The sequence below is a fragment of the Polaromonas sp. P3_A5 genome, assembly GCF_056403055.1.
In genome coordinates this window covers 2,723,206-2,740,869 of sequence record NZ_JBFUGF010000001.1, presented here as the reverse complement: position 1 = coordinate 2,740,869, position 17,664 = coordinate 2,723,206, and the positions used below count along the sequence as shown (strand labels likewise).

The window sequence follows — 17,664 nt, the reverse complement described above, 5'->3', positions numbered from 1 at the left end:
AGGTCATAACTGGCGGGCGCAAGCAGCTATTGATTTAATAGCAAGATGCTGCGCTCACCGGTCTGGTCAGCAGCTATTCAGCAATCAAGCTGCCAAGAGCAGATCAAGCTTTTTCAGGCCCGCCACCGTCTCCAGGCAGGCTTGCGCCACTTCCTTGCCCTTGGTCAGGAAATGTTCCGTGAAGAATTTTCGGTGTTCGTCATGCTCATGAAAATGCTGCGGCGTCAGCACCGCTGAAAACACCGGCACGCCGGTTTCCAGCTGGATACCCATCAGCGCGCTGATCACCGCATCGGCCACAAACTCGTGACGGTAGATGCCACCGTCCACCACCAGCCCGCAGCAGACCACGCCTGCATAACGGCCCGACTGTGCGAGTTTTTTCGCGTGGAGCGGAATCTCGAACGCGCCGGGCACTTCAAACGTGTCGATGGATTCAGCGCCCACGCCTTGCCGGGCCATCTCGGCCAGGAAGGCGCCGCGGCCCTGGTCCACGATGTCTTCGTGCCAGGACGACTGGATAAAGGCAAAACGTGCCTTGTGGGAGGAGCCGCTGGAATGGTTGGTGGAAACGGGGAACTGGGTTGACTGACTCATGGATGGCCTCTGTTGGGTGTTACCAGAATCAGGGCGCACGAGCCTGCGGCTTTGCGCGTGGACACGCGGACGACCGCAGCGCAGAACGCGCCCAGTCGTAAACGCCCACGGCACAGCCGTAAACATCGCGCTCTCTTTCATCCGGACTGTGACCGTCGGCTTCGGAGTTGAACCGAATCTGCTGACCCTGGTTGCCATATGAGGCACGGCAACCAGGCGCTCGCGGGCTGATGCAGTTGCCTGCAAACACCGCCGGTGGGGAATTTCACCCCGCCCTGAGAACGCTGCCCCGGCAAAATGACCGGGGCGAAGTGAATTTTATGGTTTGCGAGAAACCTTTGCCGGGCGGGTGAATGCCCTGGCCTTCGCCAGCTCAGAGGAGGGTACTCAGCGAGGTCCAGTAGCTGTCCATCAGCTTTCTTGCGTCTGCAATCGCTTTTTCCTTGCTGGTTCCGCTGGGGATTCGCATGATCAGTGCAAATTCGACCAGCTTGTCTCCAATGACCGAGAACCTGCTGATGCCCAGCGTGTTCAGTACAGAGGCGTCCGGTGAGACCTGAAAGTCCGCCGTCGGGAAGCAATGCGAGCCAATCCTGTTGGGCACCAGGAGTTCAATGGACTCACCAAACGGGCCGGTCAACCTGGAGAAGGAAAACGGCGCGCCGCGGGATGACTTGACCTGTAAGTCGGCCGCAGCACGCAGACCGCTTGCGTTGCTTCTCATATTGGAAGGAAGCTCTGTCACCACGATCGCGGCAATCGGGGGAGCCAGATCTCCCGGGGAAAGCAGCACATAGTGATCAGTGACCCCGCGCGATTTGTCGTTCAGGAAAAGCTTGACGTGCGTTCGTTCCAGTTCGGGAAGCTGCGGCACGGCAATTTGAAACCCCGCGTCCTTCAGGATGATTTTTCGGGTGGACTTGATGGTCGCTTCGTCTGCATTGCGCACCATGAGGTTTCCGCCTCCGCCGTTGCAGGGCTGGAGCGATAAATTCCAGACAGACCTGATGTCGTTGGCTGCACCCGCAGGAGCTTGGGCAACTGCCAGCGGGGGACAGGCCAAAGCCAGGTACAGGACAGACATCCCGAGCTTGGCGAGTTTGCCGAAATGCCGCTTTTCCTTGTTCATGGTGAATACTTTCAGAAAGTCGGCTTCCGTGCAAACTTCGTTGCACTTGCCATGAAGAAGGTTCTGCTGGAAGTCAAATTCAGGCCGGGGGTACAAAGCTCCGGCCTGACGTCTTGTCTCACTCGACTTCAGCAACCAGGTCGATCTCGACGCAAGCGCCCATGGGAACCTGGGCCACGCCAAAGGCGCTGCGTGCATGCTTGCCGGCGTCGCCGAAGACTTCTGCAAACAACTCGCTGGCGCCATTGGTCACCAGGTGCTGCTCGGTATAGTCGCCGGTCGAGTTGACCAGGCTCATGAGCTTGACGATGCGCTTGACCTTGCCCAGGCCGACGGCGGCTTCGAGTGTGCCCATCAGGTCGATGGCGACCGAGCGCGCGGCGGCCTTGCCTTCTTCTGTCGTCATGTTCTTGCCGAGCTGGCCGACGAGGGGCTTGCCGTCCTTCTTGGCGATGTGGCCGCTCAGGAACACCAGGTTGCCGGTCTGCACGAAGGGCAGGTAAGCTGCCAGGGGCGTTGCCACGGTTGGCAGGGTGATGTTCAGTGCTTTCAGCTTGTCGTAGGCGCTCATGGTGATCCTTTTGGTGAAGAAAAATGGCACCAGCCCAATGAATATAAGCGCGAGCAGCTATTGTTTTGATAGCGAATAAAGCGGCGCGGCCGGCTGGTAGTGCAGGGAATTGTAGGATGGTGCCCGGGTTCCGGAGGCCTTTGGGGTCATGAAAGGAAATGATGGAACGGCGCAGGGCCTGCGCGGCTTGTCCCGCGCCCCCTTTCACCGTTCCACATGCCGGCGTCACTCGGGCTTGATGCCGGCCTTTCGCACCACAGCACCCCAGCGGTCTACTTCGTTGCGCATGAAGGCACGCAGTTCGTCGCGTGTCGAGCCTTTCAGGTCAATGCCCAGGGTGGTGAGGCGCTCGCGCGTGGAAGGGTGCGCCAGCGCCGCCACCGCTTCGCTGCGCAGCCGCTCGACGATCTCGATCGGCGTGGTGGCCGGCGCCACCAGCGCCCACCACTGGTTGAACTGCATGCCCTCGATGCCGGCTTCGCGCGCGGTCGGCACGCCGGGCAGGGTAGCCAGGCGCGCATTGCCGGTCACCATCAAGGCAGAGATCCTGTTCGCGCCCAGCAGCGAACTGCCGCTGGCCATCGTGGCGAAATGCGCGTCCACCTGGCCGGCTGCGACGTCGGTGAGCGCGGGTGCGGAGCCGCGATAGGGAATGGCGTTGACCTTGATCCCCGTGGCGCCGGCGAACAGTTCGCTGGAAAGGTGGCTGATGGAGCCATTGCCGCTGTGGGCCAGCGCCAGCGGCACCTTGCTGCCCCGGTAGTTTTTGAGGAAGCCCTTGATGTCGCCATTCTTGTACTGCGCGCCGCCGGCAAACAGCAGCAGCGGCGAGGTGCCGACCATGGACACCGGCGTGAAGTCGCGCAGCAGGTCGTAGGGCATCTTGTTGAACACGGCCGGCGCAATCGCATGCGGCAGCTCGACGATGGCGAAGGTGTAGCCGTCAGGCGCGGCCTTGGCCGCGGCTTCGGTGCCGATGCGCCCGGAAGCGCCGGAGCGGTTGTCGACCACCACGCTTTGCCCCATGGTTTCGCCCATGCGCTGGGCAATCGCGCGGGCGATGGCGTCGGTGCTGCCACCGGGCGCCCAGGGCACGATGAGGCGGATGGGTTTGTCGGGGTAGGCGGCATGGGCGGTTCCCGCCAGGGTGGCGCAGGCCAGAAGCAGGGGGGGGAGCAGTCGGGTCTTCATGGTGAAAAATTCCTTTGCGGGCTGAAGAAAAAGGAGTCGTGTGGTCAAGGGATGGGGTTAAAGGTGTCGCGGTCGCCTTTGGCCGTGAGCAGCAGCAAGGCGTGTTCTGATGCCTGTACTTGGCCGAGTGCGCGTAGGTGCGCCAGCGCACTGAGGCAGGCGCCGGCGCAAAGCTCCACCCACAGGCCTTGCGCCGCGAGTCGGGCGCTGCCCTCAATGGCGCCGGCATCATCAATGGCCACGGCGCCGCCGCCTGACTGCTGCACGGCCAGTTGCTGCTGCAGCGTGACGGTGCTGCCGCCTGTTGAAAATTGTGCCGTCTGGCCGTTAAATTCCGATTGCAGTGGCGCACCCTCGAGTACGCGGGAAAGGCGGGGGAACGGCTCAACGGCCCACAGCCTGGGCATGTGCCCGATGAGTTTCGCCTGGTGCAAATCACGCAGTGCGCTGTAAATGCCCCAGAGCAGGTCGCCGCGCGCAGTGGGCACCAGCACGTGGTCCGGCACGCAGCCGCCGGCGACAAATTCGAGCGCCACCGCGCGGTAGCCTTCCACGCCAAAGGCCGGGCTGCCGACCGCGGGCACGCTGTAGTTGGTGAGCGCAAATGCGCCGTCCTGCTCGACCCGCCGGCGTACATGGCTCCAGCGGTCAAAGCCGTGGTCGAACACCACGCGCCGGGCGCCCAGGTGATGGAGGGCTCGCGCAAAAGGCGCCGGCATGTCGCGGTAGGTGGCGATTTCGCAGGGCAGTCCGGCCGCGGCGCAATAGGCTGCTGCCGACACTGCTGCGTTGCCGCTGGAAGCCAGCACCACGGTCTGTGCGCCTGCGTCCAGCGCCCGACTGACGGCCTGTACCGACATGCGGTCTTTGTGCGAGCCGGTGGGGTTCATGCCCTCGTGTTTGGCGCTGAGCTGGCGCAGGCCAAGCTCGCGCGCCAGGCGCGGCAGGTCCAGGCAAGGCGTGTCGCCTTCGCCCAGGGACACGCCGTGGGTGTAAGGCAGCCAGTCTCCCCACTTATAACCTGTACTGGCAGTTTTCAGTGTTTGGGGCAGCCCGGTGTAAACGGCTTCCAGGCTGGCGGGCGTACCTTGCGCCGCGCAGTGCGGGCAGCCGGTGGGCAAATCCTTCAGCGGGTATTTACGGGCGCAGAGGATGCAGCGCAGCCCGGTCATCCGGGGATTGCGGCTGATGGCGTTCCATGCCTGAGGGCTTGGAAGGGATTCGGGGAAAACAGGATTCATGGGCAGATGGTACGAAGACCGTGGCCTCTCATGCATCGCTTGTTTGCGATTTAAAATAAGTAAAACTTATAGGAAGAAGCCATGGCTGAAGCCAGTGCACGTCAGATTGAGGTGTTCCGCATGGTCATGCGGCTGGGCACCGCCAACCGCGCGGCGGCGGCGCTGCACGTGAGCCAGCCGGCGGTCACGCAGCTGCTGCAGCAGCTCGAAGCGCGCGCCGGGCTCAAGCTGTTTGACCGGCCCAAAGGCAAGCTCACGCCCACGCCGGAGGCGCACGCGCTGATGGAAGAGGTTGAGCGGGTCTACGAAGGCCTGGAAGCCGTACAGCGAAAAATCGTGGCCCTGCAGTCGCATGAAGACACCGTGCTGCGCATCGGTTCACTGCATGCCATGGCCGCCAGCGTGATGCCCTGGGCGCTGGCGGAGTTCCAGCGCAGCTATCCACGCACGCGTTGCCTGCTGCTGGTCGACAGCTCGAAAGTGCTGCGCGAGGCGTTGTTCCAGGGGGCGGTGGACCTGGCTTTCCTGGGCGACGAGGCGGACACCAGCGGCCTGGTGTCTTCGCTTTTTTACCAGGTGCCTGCGGTATGCGTCATGCCCGCGGCCCACCCGCTCGCGCGCAAGCAGGTCCTGCAGCCCAGGGATCTCGCAGAAGTGCCGCTGGTCGGCCTGTCCGCCTCGGATACAGCCCAGCGCCGGCTGGAAGCCGCATTTGCACAGGCGGGTGTGCAGCCGCGCTTTGTGGTTGAAACACCTTACAGCGCAACGCAGTGTTCGCTGGTGCTGGCCGGGGCCGGGCTGGCAGTTACCAATCCGCTGGTGGCGCGTGAATATGTGGCGCTGGGCCTGCGCAGCGTTCCGCTGGCGGCTGATGTGTCGTTCAGGGCCTTGCTGGCTTTCAAGCCGCGCCAGGCGCAGTCGGGTGCCGCGCAGGAGTTTGTGAGCCTGTGCCGGCGCTGCCTGGCACGCAGCCTGCCGGAGGGTTCGCTGCTGGAAGAGCCGACAGCTTCGCGCAAGCCCCTCAGTTCCCGGCGCTTGCCACCGGCTCCACCGTAACGGCCACGTCCAGGATGTGCTGTGCGCCGCCGCGTATCACGCCGCGCATGGGCGATACATCGAGGAAGTCGCGGCCGATGGCCAGCGTGACGTAATCTTCACCCGGCGCGCGGTTGTTGGTGGGGTCGAAGTCGAGCCAGGCGCCCAGGCCGGGGCAGTACACCGAAGCCCAGGCATGCGAGGCGTCGCTGCCCACCAGCCGTGGCTGGCCGGGCGGTGGCGTGGTGAGAAGGTAACCGCTGACATAACGCGCCGGCAGGCCCATGGCGCGGCAGCAGGCCACCATGATGTGCGCGAAATCCTGGCACACCCCCTTGCCCAGCTTGAGCGCCTCGAGCGCCGGCGTGTTGACTTCGGTGCTTTCGCTTTCGTAGGTCATGGCGCTGTGAATGCGTTCCATCAGGTCGCGCGCCGCCTCGGGCAGCGGCCTGCCAGGCAGGAAGCTGGGGCGGGCAAATTCAATGAAGGCATCGTCGCGCGGCACATAGGGCGAGGCGAAGAGGAATTCGGAGGCGCTGTCGTAGGCCGCGCCGGCGCGGTAACGGAACTGTTCGCGCACCTGCTCCCAGGCGGGCGATGCAGGCTTGCCGGTGGACAGCGTCGCTTCTGATTGCAGCGGGTTGAGGGCCGACGTGGAGACGATGCTGTCGGCCACCACGGTGAGGCTCTCATGTGCCGCCTGCAGGGAGAAGTAGGTGCGCGTGTTGCCGTAGACGTCTTCGGTTTCGCGCAGCTGGACCGGTTCGGGATTCACCCGCAGCGCATAGTCCAGCAGGGTCTGGCCGTTTCGGCTGGCGGGCTTGAGGTGCACAACATGGTGCGCGTTTTCCACCACAGGGGCATAGCGGTAACGGGTTTCGTGAACGACGTGAAGCAGCACGGGAAAACTCCTGGGGCCTCAGGCGCCTAAGCTCTGGCTGGCCGAAGCCGCGTGGCTGAAGTAGCGGCGGCTCAAGGTGTCTGACAGCTCCAGCGCGGCATCGCAGCACTGCTCGAGCAGCTGCACCAGCCGCCCGTCATGTTGCTCGCCGTTTTCATCTTCGCCTTCGCCGGTGCGGGCTGGGACCTCCTGGCACAAATCAGCCAGCGCCCAGCTGCCGGGGTCGGGCAGTTCCATCGCCAGGTCGGGCATGTCGCCCGGCGCGCTGCCCGCCAGCTTGGCAAGGCGCCCGCGCAGGGTCTGCACCACCCAGCCGAGGGAGCGCGGGTTGTCGCGGTCCAGCACCAGCAGATCAAGCAGCGCCGGGATGTCGCGGCGCTGCTGGTATTGCGCGTGGAAGGTGATAGTGCTGTCGAACAGCGCCACCATGGCGTTGAAGCCGCCTTCCTCAAAGACCGATCCGGTTTCGAAACCGCGCACCAATGCGCCCGCCAGGGTGTTGAGCCGTTCAATCAGCCGCCCCAGACTCAAGAGGCGCCAGCCGTCGTCGCGTGTCATGCGGTCAGTTTGCGCACCCGTCATGGCTGAGAGGAAACCGCTGGCTGACTCGAGCGCCCGCAGCGCCTCGACGGAAGAATATTCGAGCAGATATTGGCTGGATTGGCTCTGGCTTTGCCCACCCTGACTTTGGGTCTGGCCCACGGCGCTGAACGATGAGCAGCGCTGGAAGAAGTCGGTCTCGGTGCGCACGATCATGTGCCATTGTTCCTGTGACAGGCGTTCGCGCACGGCAGATGCGGCGCTCTTGAGCGCCCGCAGGTTAAAGCCGACGCTGGCGGCCTGTTCGGTGTCGGCCAGGTTGGCGATCAGCGCGCGTTCGAAGACACGGCGCGCATGCGTGGCCGGCGGCACGGTGTCCAGCACCAGCGCATTGCCGACGGCCATGCTGGTCAGCCAGGCCAGCAGCGGCTGCGAGGTCTGGTCCTCGCCGCCCAGGCATTGCAGCGTGATCTGCGCCAGGCGCGTGGAGTTTTCGGCGCGCTCGGTGTAGCGGCCCAGCCAGAAAAGGTTTTCGGCCGCGCGGCTGGTTACTGGTGGGCGGTGGCGCAGCGGTGCTGCGGCCCAGGCAGGCGCCGGCTGTTCGGTGCGCGGCGCGGTGGTGTGTTCGGCCGCCGCCATGGTTGCGGAGGGGTCGCCCAGCACCCACACGTCGGCACTGCTGCCGCCGTGCTGCATCGATGACATGTTTTCGTTCTTGCCCGCCAGCCGTGCCAGGCCGCCCGGCAGCACCTGCCAGGAGCCGTTGCCGTCGGCCACCGCAAACACGCGCAGCATGGCCGAGCGCGGGGAAATCCGCTCGCCCTGCCAGGTCGGCGTTTGCGGCAGAGGCAGGTAAGCCTGCACGGTGAAGTCTTCGCCCCGGCGAACAATGCGGCCAGCCCATTCGTCCAGCGCGCGACGCGACAGGGTATGGCCGATGACGGATTCCATGCCGGTGCCCGGATAGGTCGGCTTGATCACGCAGGTCTTGAGCTGGCTCAGCACGTCCTGCATCACCGCCTGCTCGCCGCACCACCAGGTGGCCAGCGAGGGCAGGGCCAGGGTTTCACCGAGCAGGTGCTCGGAGAGCGCGGGAAGAAAGCCGAGCAGCGCGCTTGACTCGAGGAAGGCCGAGCCCGGCGTGTTGACCACCAGCACATTGCCCGCGCGTATCACCTGCAGCAGGCCGGGCACGCCCAGTGTGGAGTCCGAGCGCAGTTCCAGCGGATCGAGAAATTGGTCGTCCAGGCGCTTGAGCAGCCCGTGCACACGCTCCAGGCCGCGCAGGGTTTTCAGGTAAAGCTTGTCATCGCGCACCAGCAGGTCGCTGCCCTCGACCAGGGTCAGGCCCAGGAAGCGCGCCAGGTAAGCATGCTCGAAATAGGTTTCGTTGTAAGGCCCCGGCGTCAGCAGTACCACGCGGCTTTCCTCGTCGCTGTCCGTCGGGCTCATGGCTTTGAGGCCATCCACCAGCGCCTTGTACGACGCGGCCAGCCGCTCGACCTTCATTTCGCGGAAGGCTTCGGGGAACAGCAGTGAAATCGTCAGGCGGTTTTCGAGCAGATAGCCCAGGCCCGAAGGCGCCTGCGTGCGCTGCGACACCACCGACCAGCGGCCGTCGGGGCCGTGGGCGATGTCGAAGGCGGCAATGTGCAAATAGGTGCCGCCGGCCGGCTGCACGCCCTGCATGCCGCGCAGGTAACCCGGGTGGGCATGCACCAGCGCGCTGGGCAGCAGGCCTTTGGATAGCAGCTCCTGCGGGCCGTAGATGTCGGCCATCACGCGGTCCAGCAGGCGGGCGCGCTGCTGGATACCGGTCTCGATCTGCGCCCAGTCAGCGGGCGAAACCATCATGGGGAACAGGTCCAGCGACCAGGGCCGCTGCGGGCCATTGGCGTCGGCATAGACGTTGTAGGTCACGCCGTTGTCGCGGATCTGGCGGCGCAGGTTGGCGGTGCGGTGGTTCAGGTCGTAAAAGCCGTCGCTGCCGAGGAAGTTGAAAAAGCGCGTCCAGTCGGGCGACAGCGCGTCGTCCGTCCCCGCCGCCGGGGCGTCGGGCCGGGCGGGGGCGGTTTCAGGGGGGCTGCCTGCGGCCCGCAGCGCGGGCTGTGCCGGCGCGGCCGTTTCTACAGGTGCTGGGCCCTCGGACGCACGGCCCCGCAACTCATCGAAATGCCCCGCCGCCGCATGAGGCGCCAACGCGGCAGCCAGTGCGCAGGGAGATTCAAGCGACTGGGCGGCAAAAAGTGACTGAGTGTTATTTTCCACGTGGGTGCAAGTATGCCTGCGGCCCATCCCCTGCAAGGCTCAAGGCGGGTTCAATGCGCGGCCAAATGGCTATTTATGCCGCCTGTGCATGCAAATGTTGCAGCCATAAGACAGCCGTTAACGGTACGGGGAGGCGCTTCGCCCGGGGCTTTCAAGCCCCGGGCCGCCGCCGTCGGGCCGTAATCAGCGCAAATCGAGCGTGAACGGGAACTCCCGGCTGGGCTGCGCCGGCGCCACGCGCATCTTGCCCGGGGTGTGGCCCATGCGGAAAAAGCGCGTGAGGCGGCGGCTTTCGGCCTCGTATGAATTGACCGGCAGCGTGTCATAACTGAGCCCGCCCGGATGCGCCACATGGTATTGACAACCGCCCAGCGAGCGTTCCATCCAGGTGTCGACGATGTCAAACGTGAGCGGCGCATGCACGCCGATGGAAGGGTGCAGGGCCGAAGGCGGGTTCCAGGCCTTGTAGCGCACACCGGCTACATATTCGCCGACGCGGCCGGTGCTTTGCAGCGGCAATGCCCGGCCGTTGACGGTGACGACATAGCGGTTGTCATTGAGGCCCGTCACATGCACTTCGACGCGTTCCAGCGATGAATCCACATAACGCACGGTACCGCCGGCCGAGCCTTCTTCGCCCATCACATGCCAGGGCTCCAGCGCACTGCGCAGCGTCAGCTCAATGCTGTTGGCCTTGACTTGCCCGATAAGCGGGAAGCGGAACTCGAAGTGCGGTTCGAACCATGCCATGTCGAAGCCGTAGCCGGCCTCACGCAACTCGGTCAGCACGTCTTCAAAATCCATGCGGATAAAGCCCGGCAGAAGGAAGCGGTCGTGCAGCTCGGTGCCCCAGCGCGTGACACGGCCGTGGTAGGGCTTGTTCCAGAAGCGCGATACCAGCGCGCGCAGCAGCAATTGCTGAGCAATGCTCATGCGCGCGTGCGGCGGCATTTCAAATGCGCGCAGCTCCAGCAGGCCCAGGCGCCCGGTGGCGGAGTCGGGCGAGTACATCTTGTCGATGCAGAACTCGCTGCGGTGCGTGTTGCCGGTGACGTCGACCAGGATGTTGCGCAGCGTACGGTCCACCAGCCAGGGCGGCATGTCGGCGCCATACTTCTTGCGGTTGTTTTCGATCTCGCGCAGGGCGATTTCCAGTTCGTACAGCTGGTCGTTGCGGGCCTCGTCCACACGCGGTGCCTGGCTGGTCGGGCCTATGAACATGCCCGAGAAAAGATAGCTCAGCGACGGATGGTTGTGCCAGTAGGCGATCAGGCTGCCCAGTACCTCGGGCTTGCGCAGGAAGGGGCTGTCGGCGGGCGTCGCGCCGCCCAGCACGAAGTGGTTGCCGCCGCCGGTGCCGGTGTGGCGGCCGTCGGTCATGAATTTCTCGGCCGACAGGCGCGTTTCATGCGCGATCTTGTAGAGAAATTCAGTGTGCTCCACCAGCTCGCCCCAGTTGTAAGCCGGGTGGATGTTGACTTCAATGACGCCGGGGTCGGGCGTGACCTGCAGCATCTTCAGGCGCGGGTCGCGCGGTGGCGGGTAGCCTTCGAGCACGATGCTCACGCCCAGCGACTGCGCCGTTGCTTCCACCGCGGCCAACAGGTCGAGGTAGTCTTCGAGCCTTTCCATGGGCGGCATGAAGACGTAGATCGCACCGGTTTCGCCACGGCCCGACTTGTTGGCCTTGCTGTCCGGGTCGGCCTTGGGTTTGTCTTTCGGGCCATTGGCGCGGGATGGGTCTCGTACTTCCACGCAGAGCGCGGTGCGCGTGAGCCAGGCGGCCGATTCAAAGGGCTTGGGCGCGCGATCGTCGGCAGGCGTTGTTGCCTCAGCGGCCGGCTTGCCATTCAACCCGTCCGTACCGTTCGTTCCGTTGTTTCCCAGCGGACGGAACTGCAGAATGCGGCTGGCTTGCGACAGCGCGGTGTTGCCCGTCATGTAGCGCGCCATGTATTGCGCGAGCGAACTGGCGCTGCCGCCCGCGGATGCGGCCGCCGGTGTGGCGCCGCGGGCTGCGCTGAAGCTGCCGTTGTAGCGCGCCGCCAGTGCGGAAGCCGCCGGCAGGTCCTGTCGCGGGGCAAACGGATCGGACTCGATCATGTAAGGGTAGTCGGTCTTGGACACCCAGGGCACCGAATCCAGCGGCAGGCGGTAGCCCATGGGCGAGTCGCCCGGCATCAAATACATGCGCTCTTCGCGGAAGAACCAGGGGCCGGTGGTCCATTTGGGCCCACTCAGCGCGGGCGAGGCGCCTGCGTTTCGTTGCTTGAGTTGCTCCTTGGTTTGCAGCGGCAGCACATAGCCCACGACGGAATCCAGGCCCTGCATGAAGACGCGGCGCAGGCGTTCGCGCTCCATGGCGTCGTCCAGCTTCGAATCAAATGGGTCGACATTGACTGGCAGCCGGCGTTCGCGCCAGAGGTAGTACCAGGTATCTTCATAGCCTGGCGTGATGTAGGTGGTGGCCAGGCCCAGCTTGCCCGCCAGTGTCTGCACAAAACGCTGCGCGTCGGCGCTGGTGTAGTTGCAGGGCTGGCGCTCGTCGGCGAAGAGGCTCGGGTTTTGCCAGATCGGCTGGCCGTCCTTGCGCCAGAAAATGCTGAGTGCCCAGCGCGGCAATTGCTCGCCCGGGTACCACTTGCCCTGGCCGAAATGCAGGAAGCCGCCTTCGCCATATTCGGCGCGCAGCTTTTGCACGAGTTCGGTCGCATAGCCGCGTTTGGTCGGGCCCAGCGCGTCGATGTTCCATTCGGCCGCGTCGCGGTCGGTGGTGGCCACAAAGGTCGGCTCGCCGCCCATGGTCAGGCGCACGTCACCGGCCGCCAGGTCTTTGTCGACCTTTTCGCCGAGCGCCAGCACCTCCTGCCATTGCTCCTCGGTATAGGGCTTGGTCACGCGTGGTGACTCGTAAATGCGCTGCACCGCCATGTGGTGCTCGAACTCGACTTCGGATTTGTCGACGCCGCCTTCGACCGGCGCTGCGCTCGACGGCTCGGGCGTGCACGCCAGCGGAATGTGGCCTTCGCCGGCCATCAGTCCCGAGGTCGGGTCCAGGCCGACCCAGCCGGCACCGGGCAAAAACACCTCGCACCAGGCGTGCAGGTCGGTGAAATCGGCTTCGGCGCCGCTGGGGCCGTCGATGGATTTGACGTCGGCTTTCAGCTGGATCAGATAGCCCGAGACAAAACGCGCGGCCAGGCCCATGTGCCGCAGCAGCTGCACCAGCAGCCAGCCGGTGTCGCGGCAGGAGCCGCAGGCCAGGCGCAGCGTTTCTTCAGGCGTTTGCACGCCGGGCTCCATGCGAATGGAGTACTTGATGTCCGACTGGAGGCCCTGGTTCAGACCCACCAGGAAGTCGATGGTGCGCTTGGGCGTGCGGTCGATTTTTTCAAGGTAACGCTTGAGCAGCGGTGTGGCTGGCTGGGTGGCCAGGTAGGGTGCCAGTTCGCGGGCCTGCAGTGCGTTATAGGTAAACGGGAATTCTTCGGCAGCCGGTTCCAGGAAGAAGTCAAACGGGTTGAACACCGCCATTTCCACCACCAGGTCCACCGTGACCTTGAACTCGCGTGTCGGCTCGGGAAACACCAGCCGGGCCTGGTAATTGGCAAACGGGTCCTGCTGCCAGTTGATGAAGTGGCCGGCGGGCTCAACCCTGAGGGAATACGACAGTACCTGTGTGCGGCTGTGCGGCGCAGGCCGCAGGCGCACGACCTGGGGGCCGAGTTTGACCAGGCGGTCGTATTTGTAATGCGTGATGTGGCTCAGGGCGACGTGGATGGACAAGGCAGCCTCGCTTTTAAAGGAACGGGCGTGTAATCACGCCCTCTGGAAAATACGTTCAACAGACCGCCACATCTTGCGGTCTCAGGAACGCCGTGTAAACAGCTTACCCGGATTTGGTGGCATTTCTGAAAGCAAGAGCTGCGCCACGTGGTCTCTTGAGTGTGAACCGGCTGTTTGGCGCTGTTTGTTGGCTATCTGCCGCGCTTTCCCGTTAAGCTCAAAGCGGTCAGTGCATAAAAACAGTTCAAAGGGGAGGCGGGTTTGAATCGACCTGTATCAGCCGGGGCACGGCTGTATGCGGCAAGCCCGGGGCCGGTGTTTGCCGGTTTTATTGCGGGTGTTGCCCTGCAGTTGCAGCAGCCCGTCTTGTGGCCACAACAGATTTATGCCGCCATGGCGCTGCTGGCCTGCACCCTGGCTGGCCTGTACCTGCGCTTTGGCAGGCTGCGTCTTCCTTCGTGGGGAAGGGTGGTTTCGGCCTTTGCCCTTGCTGCCTTGCTCGGTGTGGGCCTCACGGGCTGGCGTGCCGGCGTCTTCCTGACGGCGGCGCTCAATCCGGCGCTGGAGGGCCGCGATATCGAGGTCACAGGCCAGGTGCTGGCGATGCCGCAACCCGGAGAAGATGGCCTGCGCTTTCGCTTCGCGGTGGAATCTGCCCGCCTCAATGGCGGCACAGTCACCCTGCCGCCGCAAATCATGCTGGGCTGGTATTCGGGCTTTGCCGGGCGCGAGCCCGCCGTACCGGCGCAGGACGCCGACCCGTTCGAGATAGCACTGGCCTTGCAGCGCCAGCCGCAAGCCCTGCGCGCCGGAGAACGCTGGCAAATGACGGTGCGGCTCAAGGCGCCGCACGGCAACAGCAACCCGTTTGGTTTTGACTACGAACTCTGGCTGTGGGAGCAGGGCATACAGGCCACGGGCTATGTGCGTGCCGGCCCGCGCGACGCACCGCCGGCAAAACTTTCCAGCAGCTGGCAACACCCCATTGAGCAGGCCCGGCAGGCCGTGCGTGAAGCGATCTTCCAGCGCATTGAAAACCGACAACTGGCCGGTGTCGTTGCCGCGCTGGTGGTCGGCGACCAAGCCGCCATCGAACGCGCCGACTGGGATGTGTTTCGTGCCACGGGCGTAGCTCACTTGATGAGTATTTCAGGCCTTCATATAACGATGTTTGCCTGGGCTGCCTCACTGCTGATCGGCGCGCTGTGGCGGCGATCAGCGCGTTTCACGCCGCGGTTGTGCCTGGTGTTGCCGGCAGCCGCTGCAGGTGCTTTGGGCGGCTTGCTGCTTGCCACCCTGTATGCATTGTTTTCCGGCTGGGGCGTGCCCGCGCAGCGAACCATCTGGATGCTGGCCACCGTGATCCTGCTTCGGCAAGGCGGCAGGCAGTGGCCCTGGCTGCAGACCTGGCTGCTGGCCATGGCCGTGGTGGTGGCGCTGGACCCATGGGCGTTGATGCAAGCCGGGTTCTGGTTGTCTTTCGTTGCGGTGGGTGTTTTGTTTGCTACAGATTCAGGAGCTGCTCGCGCTCATGGGGAAAGGGCTGCAGCCCAATTCGACTCAAAAAAACAACCTGAGGACGGGCGCTGGTGGCAGCGCCGGCCCAGATGGCTGGACAGCGTTGGGCGTGCGATGCGGGAGCAATGGGTCGTCACGCTGGCGCTCACGCCCCTGTCGCTGCTGCTGTTCAACCAGGTTTCGCTGGTCGGCCTTCTGGCCAATGCCGTGGCCATTCCGGTGGTAACACTGGTCATCACGCCGCTGGCTTTGCTGGGCGTGGCGTGGGCGCCGGTGTGGTCGCTGGCGGCATGGTCGGTCGGCGGGCTGGCGATATTTTTGCAATGGCTGGCGAGCTGGCCGCTGGCCTCGGTCAGCGTGGCGGCGGCGCCGCTGTGGTGTGCTGTCGCCGGCGTTGCGGGCGGCGGCCTGTTGGCCACGCGCCTGCCGTTTTATTTTCGAGCGCTGGGCCTTCCCCTGTTGCTGCCGGTGCTGTTGTGGCAGCCGGTGCGCGTGGCGCCGGGGCAGTTTGAATTGCTTGCCGCGGACATCGGGCAAGGCAATTCCGTGCTGGTGCGTACGGCAAGCCACACGCTGCTGTATGACGCCGGCCCGCGCTTTTCGCGCGAAAGTGATGCCGGGCACCGCGTGCTGGTGCCGCTTCTGCGCGCGCTGGGGGAGCGGCTGGACATGCTCATGATCAGCCACCGGGACATCGACCACATCGGGGGCGCCCAGGCTGTCCTGGCCATGCAGCCAGAAGCCAGCCTGGTGAGTTCGATTGAAGACGCGCATCCGCTGCAAATGCAACGCAAAGCCGGCCGCTGCGTGGCCGGCCAGCGCTGGGAATGGGACAGCGTGGCATTTGAGGTGCTGCACCCCGTAGCCGCCGATTACGACGCTGCCAGCAAGTCAAACGCCATGAGCTGCGTGTTGCGCATCTCCAGCAGCGTCCCTGGCGGCAGCCGCACAGCCCTGCTGGTCGGCGACATCGAATCGCCGCAGGAACTCCGGCTGGCAACCAGCGTGCCGGCCAGCCTCAAGGCTGACTTTCTGCTGGTACCCCACCACGGCAGCAAAACATCGTCCAGCGCGGTGTTCCTCGATGCCGTCAGGCCGCAGTGGGCGGTGGTGCAGTCGGGTTACCGAAACCGTTTTGGCCACCCGGTGGAGTCCGTGGTGGCGCGTTATGAGGAGCGCGGCGTACGCCTGGTGAAGTCGCCGCAGTGCGGGGCTGCCACCTGGCAAAGCCTTCGCCCCGGGGAGATTTTGTGCCAGCGGGAGCAGGGCAGGCGCTACTGGCATCATGTGCCTGAACGCTAAAAATATTGGCGGACGCACCGCCTTGGCGCATAACTTGCTAAGCTACGTTAAAACAATTGCCATGCGCATAACTTGCTGGAGATCAAGCCAATGAGCCGACCGATGTTCGACGAAATGAACGCCACGGAGTCCAGCGTCCGTGAGCATTACCAGGGTTACCAGCGTTGGCTGGCCCGGCAGCCTGCCGACGTGATGCAGGCCCGCCGCGCCGAAGCTGAAATGATTTTCCGCCGGGTCGGCATCACTTTTGCGGTTTACGGTGCCAAGGACGAAGACGGCGCCGGCACCGAACGCCTGATTCCCTTTGACCTGATTCCCCGCATCATCCCCGCCCACGAATGGGCCAGCATGGAAAAAGGCCTGGTACAACGCGTCACTGCACTCAACCGCTTCATCCACGACGTGTACCACGGCCAGGAAATCATCAAGGCCGGCGTGGTGCCGTCCGAGCAGATCTTCCAGAATGCGCAGTTCCGCCCCGAGATGATGGGCGTGGATGTGCCCGGCAATATCTATTCGCACATCAGCGGCATCGACATCGTCCGTGCACCCGACGCGCAGGGCAACGGCGAATACTACGTGCTCGAAGACAACCTGCGCGTGCCCAGCGGCGTGAGCTACATGCTGGAAGACCGCAAGATGATGATGCGGCTCTTTCCCGAGCTTTTCAGCGAAAACCGCGTTGCTCCCGTGGCGCATTACCCCGACCTGCTGCTCGAAACCCTGCGCGGCATGGCGCCGCCGGCCACGGCCGAGCCTACGGTGGTGGTGCTGACGCCCGGCATGTACAACTCGGCCTATTTTGAACACGCCTTCCTGGCGCAGCAAATGGGCGTCGAGCTGGTCGAGGGGCAAGACCTTTTCGTCAAGGACAACTTTGTCTACATGCGCACCACGCGCGGCCCCAAACGCGTCGACGTGATCTACCGCCGCGTTGACGACGACTTCCTCGACCCGCTGGCCTTCCGGCCTAATTCCACCCTGGGCTGCGCGGGCCTGCTCAATGTGTACCGCAGCGGCAATGTCTCGCTGTGCAACGCCATCGGCACCGGCGTGGCAGACGACAAGTCGATCTACCCTTACGTGCCCAAGATGATCGAGTTCTACCTCGGCGAAAAGCCCATTCTGAAAAACGTGCCGACCTACATGTGCCGCAACAATGAGGATTTGCAGTACACCCTGGCCAACCTGAAAGACCTGGTCGTCAAGGAAGTGCACGGCGCCGGCGGCTACGGCATGCTGGTGGGGCCAGCTGCCACCAAGGCCGAGATCGAAGAGTTCCGTGCGGCCTTGCTGGCCAATCCGTCGGGCTACATTGCGCAGCCCACCCTCAGCCTTTCAACCTGCCCCACGTATGTGGAAAGCGGCATTGCACCGCGCCATATCGACTTGCGGCCCTTTGTGCTGAGCGGTAAAGAAGTGCAGATGGTGCCGGGCGGCCTCACGCGCGTGGCGCTCAAAGACGGCTCGCTGGTGGTCAATTCGTCGCAGGGCGGCGGCACCAAAGACACCTGGATATTGCAGGACGGCTCGTCCATGCAGTACCAGTCCCAATCGCAGTCGCAATCCCGGGGAGGAATGTAAT

11 protein-coding genes, 1 pseudogene and 1 riboswitch are annotated in these 17,664 nt (G+C 64.3%); of the genes and pseudogenes, 3 read left to right on the top strand and 9 right to left on the bottom strand.

The features are described from left to right. Positions 1-84: 84 nt before the first annotated feature. The 5 genes from AC1DU8_RS12980 to AC1DU8_RS12960 all read right to left on the bottom strand — a co-directional run bounded on the left by AC1DU8_RS12980 (position 85) and on the right by AC1DU8_RS12960 (position 4,729). Positions 85-597, bottom strand: coding sequence for a 6,7-dimethyl-8-ribityllumazine synthase (locus tag AC1DU8_RS12980; protein WP_477667466.1), 513 nt, complete (start codon positions 595-597; stop codon positions 85-87). 125 nt (positions 598-722) lie between these two features. Beyond that, positions 723-884, bottom strand: a riboswitch (FMN riboswitch). An 86-nt stretch (positions 885-970) separates the two neighbouring features. Beyond that, positions 971-1,861, bottom strand: coding sequence for a hypothetical protein (locus AC1DU8_RS12975; protein WP_477726844.1), 891 nt, complete (start codon positions 1,859-1,861; stop codon positions 971-973). Then, complete coding sequence (locus AC1DU8_RS12970) at positions 1,845-2,297, bottom strand: RidA family protein (protein WP_457278917.1); 453 nt, start codon at positions 2,295-2,297, stop codon at positions 1,845-1,847. The genes AC1DU8_RS12975 and AC1DU8_RS12970 overlap by 17 nt, the downstream gene beginning before the upstream one ends. Positions 2,298-2,522: 225 nt before the next feature. Further along, complete coding sequence (locus tag AC1DU8_RS12965; protein ID WP_477726843.1) at positions 2,523-3,488, bottom strand: tripartite tricarboxylate transporter substrate binding protein; 966 nt, start codon at positions 3,486-3,488, stop codon at positions 2,523-2,525. A gap of 44 nt (positions 3,489-3,532) precedes the next feature. Beyond that, positions 3,533-4,729, bottom strand: coding sequence for a pyridoxal-phosphate dependent enzyme (locus AC1DU8_RS12960; RefSeq protein WP_477726842.1), 1,197 nt, complete (start codon positions 4,727-4,729; stop codon positions 3,533-3,535). Between the two features lie 81 nt (positions 4,730-4,810). Between AC1DU8_RS12960 and AC1DU8_RS12955 the strand changes: the two genes are divergently transcribed. Further along, complete coding sequence (locus AC1DU8_RS12955; RefSeq protein WP_477667462.1) at positions 4,811-5,785, top strand: LysR substrate-binding domain-containing protein; 975 nt, start codon at positions 4,811-4,813, stop codon at positions 5,783-5,785. On the opposite strand, the gene AC1DU8_RS12950 is transcribed toward AC1DU8_RS12955, so the two are convergent. From AC1DU8_RS12950 to AC1DU8_RS12935, 4 genes and pseudogenes are all read right to left on the bottom strand, one after another. Next, the gene (locus AC1DU8_RS12950; protein ID WP_477667461.1) at positions 5,751-6,665 is read right to left on the bottom strand and encodes a transglutaminase family protein; all 915 of its coding nucleotides are present in this window, start codon (positions 6,663-6,665) and stop codon (positions 5,751-5,753) included. The two genes, AC1DU8_RS12955 and AC1DU8_RS12950, sit on opposite strands and share 35 nt — an antisense overlap. A gap of 18 nt (positions 6,666-6,683) precedes the next feature. Then, complete coding sequence (locus tag AC1DU8_RS12945) at positions 6,684-9,473, bottom strand: circularly permuted type 2 ATP-grasp protein (protein ID WP_477726841.1); 2,790 nt, start codon at positions 9,471-9,473, stop codon at positions 6,684-6,686. 183 nt (positions 9,474-9,656) lie between these two features. Next, the gene (locus tag AC1DU8_RS12940) at positions 9,657-12,404 is read right to left on the bottom strand and encodes a transglutaminase family protein (RefSeq protein ID WP_477727053.1); all 2,748 of its coding nucleotides are present in this window, start codon (positions 12,402-12,404) and stop codon (positions 9,657-9,659) included. A 177-nt stretch (positions 12,405-12,581) separates the two neighbouring features. Beyond that, positions 12,582-13,184, bottom strand: a pseudogene (locus AC1DU8_RS12935) (transglutaminase family protein); the annotation flags it as partial. Between the two features lie 336 nt (positions 13,185-13,520). Here AC1DU8_RS12935 and AC1DU8_RS12930 point away from each other — a divergent pair. Then, positions 13,521-16,079 (top strand): DNA internalization-related competence protein ComEC/Rec2, encoded by a 2,559-nt coding sequence (locus tag AC1DU8_RS12930; protein ID WP_477726840.1) that lies wholly within the window; start codon positions 13,521-13,523, stop codon positions 16,077-16,079. Between the two features lie 90 nt (positions 16,080-16,169). Further along, positions 16,170-17,663 carry a circularly permuted type 2 ATP-grasp protein gene (locus AC1DU8_RS12925; protein WP_457278909.1) on the top strand — a complete coding sequence of 498 codons (1,494 nt, stop codon included), beginning with the start codon at positions 16,170-16,172 and terminating at the stop codon, positions 17,661-17,663. The last annotated feature ends 1 nt before the right edge of the window (position 17,664 follow it).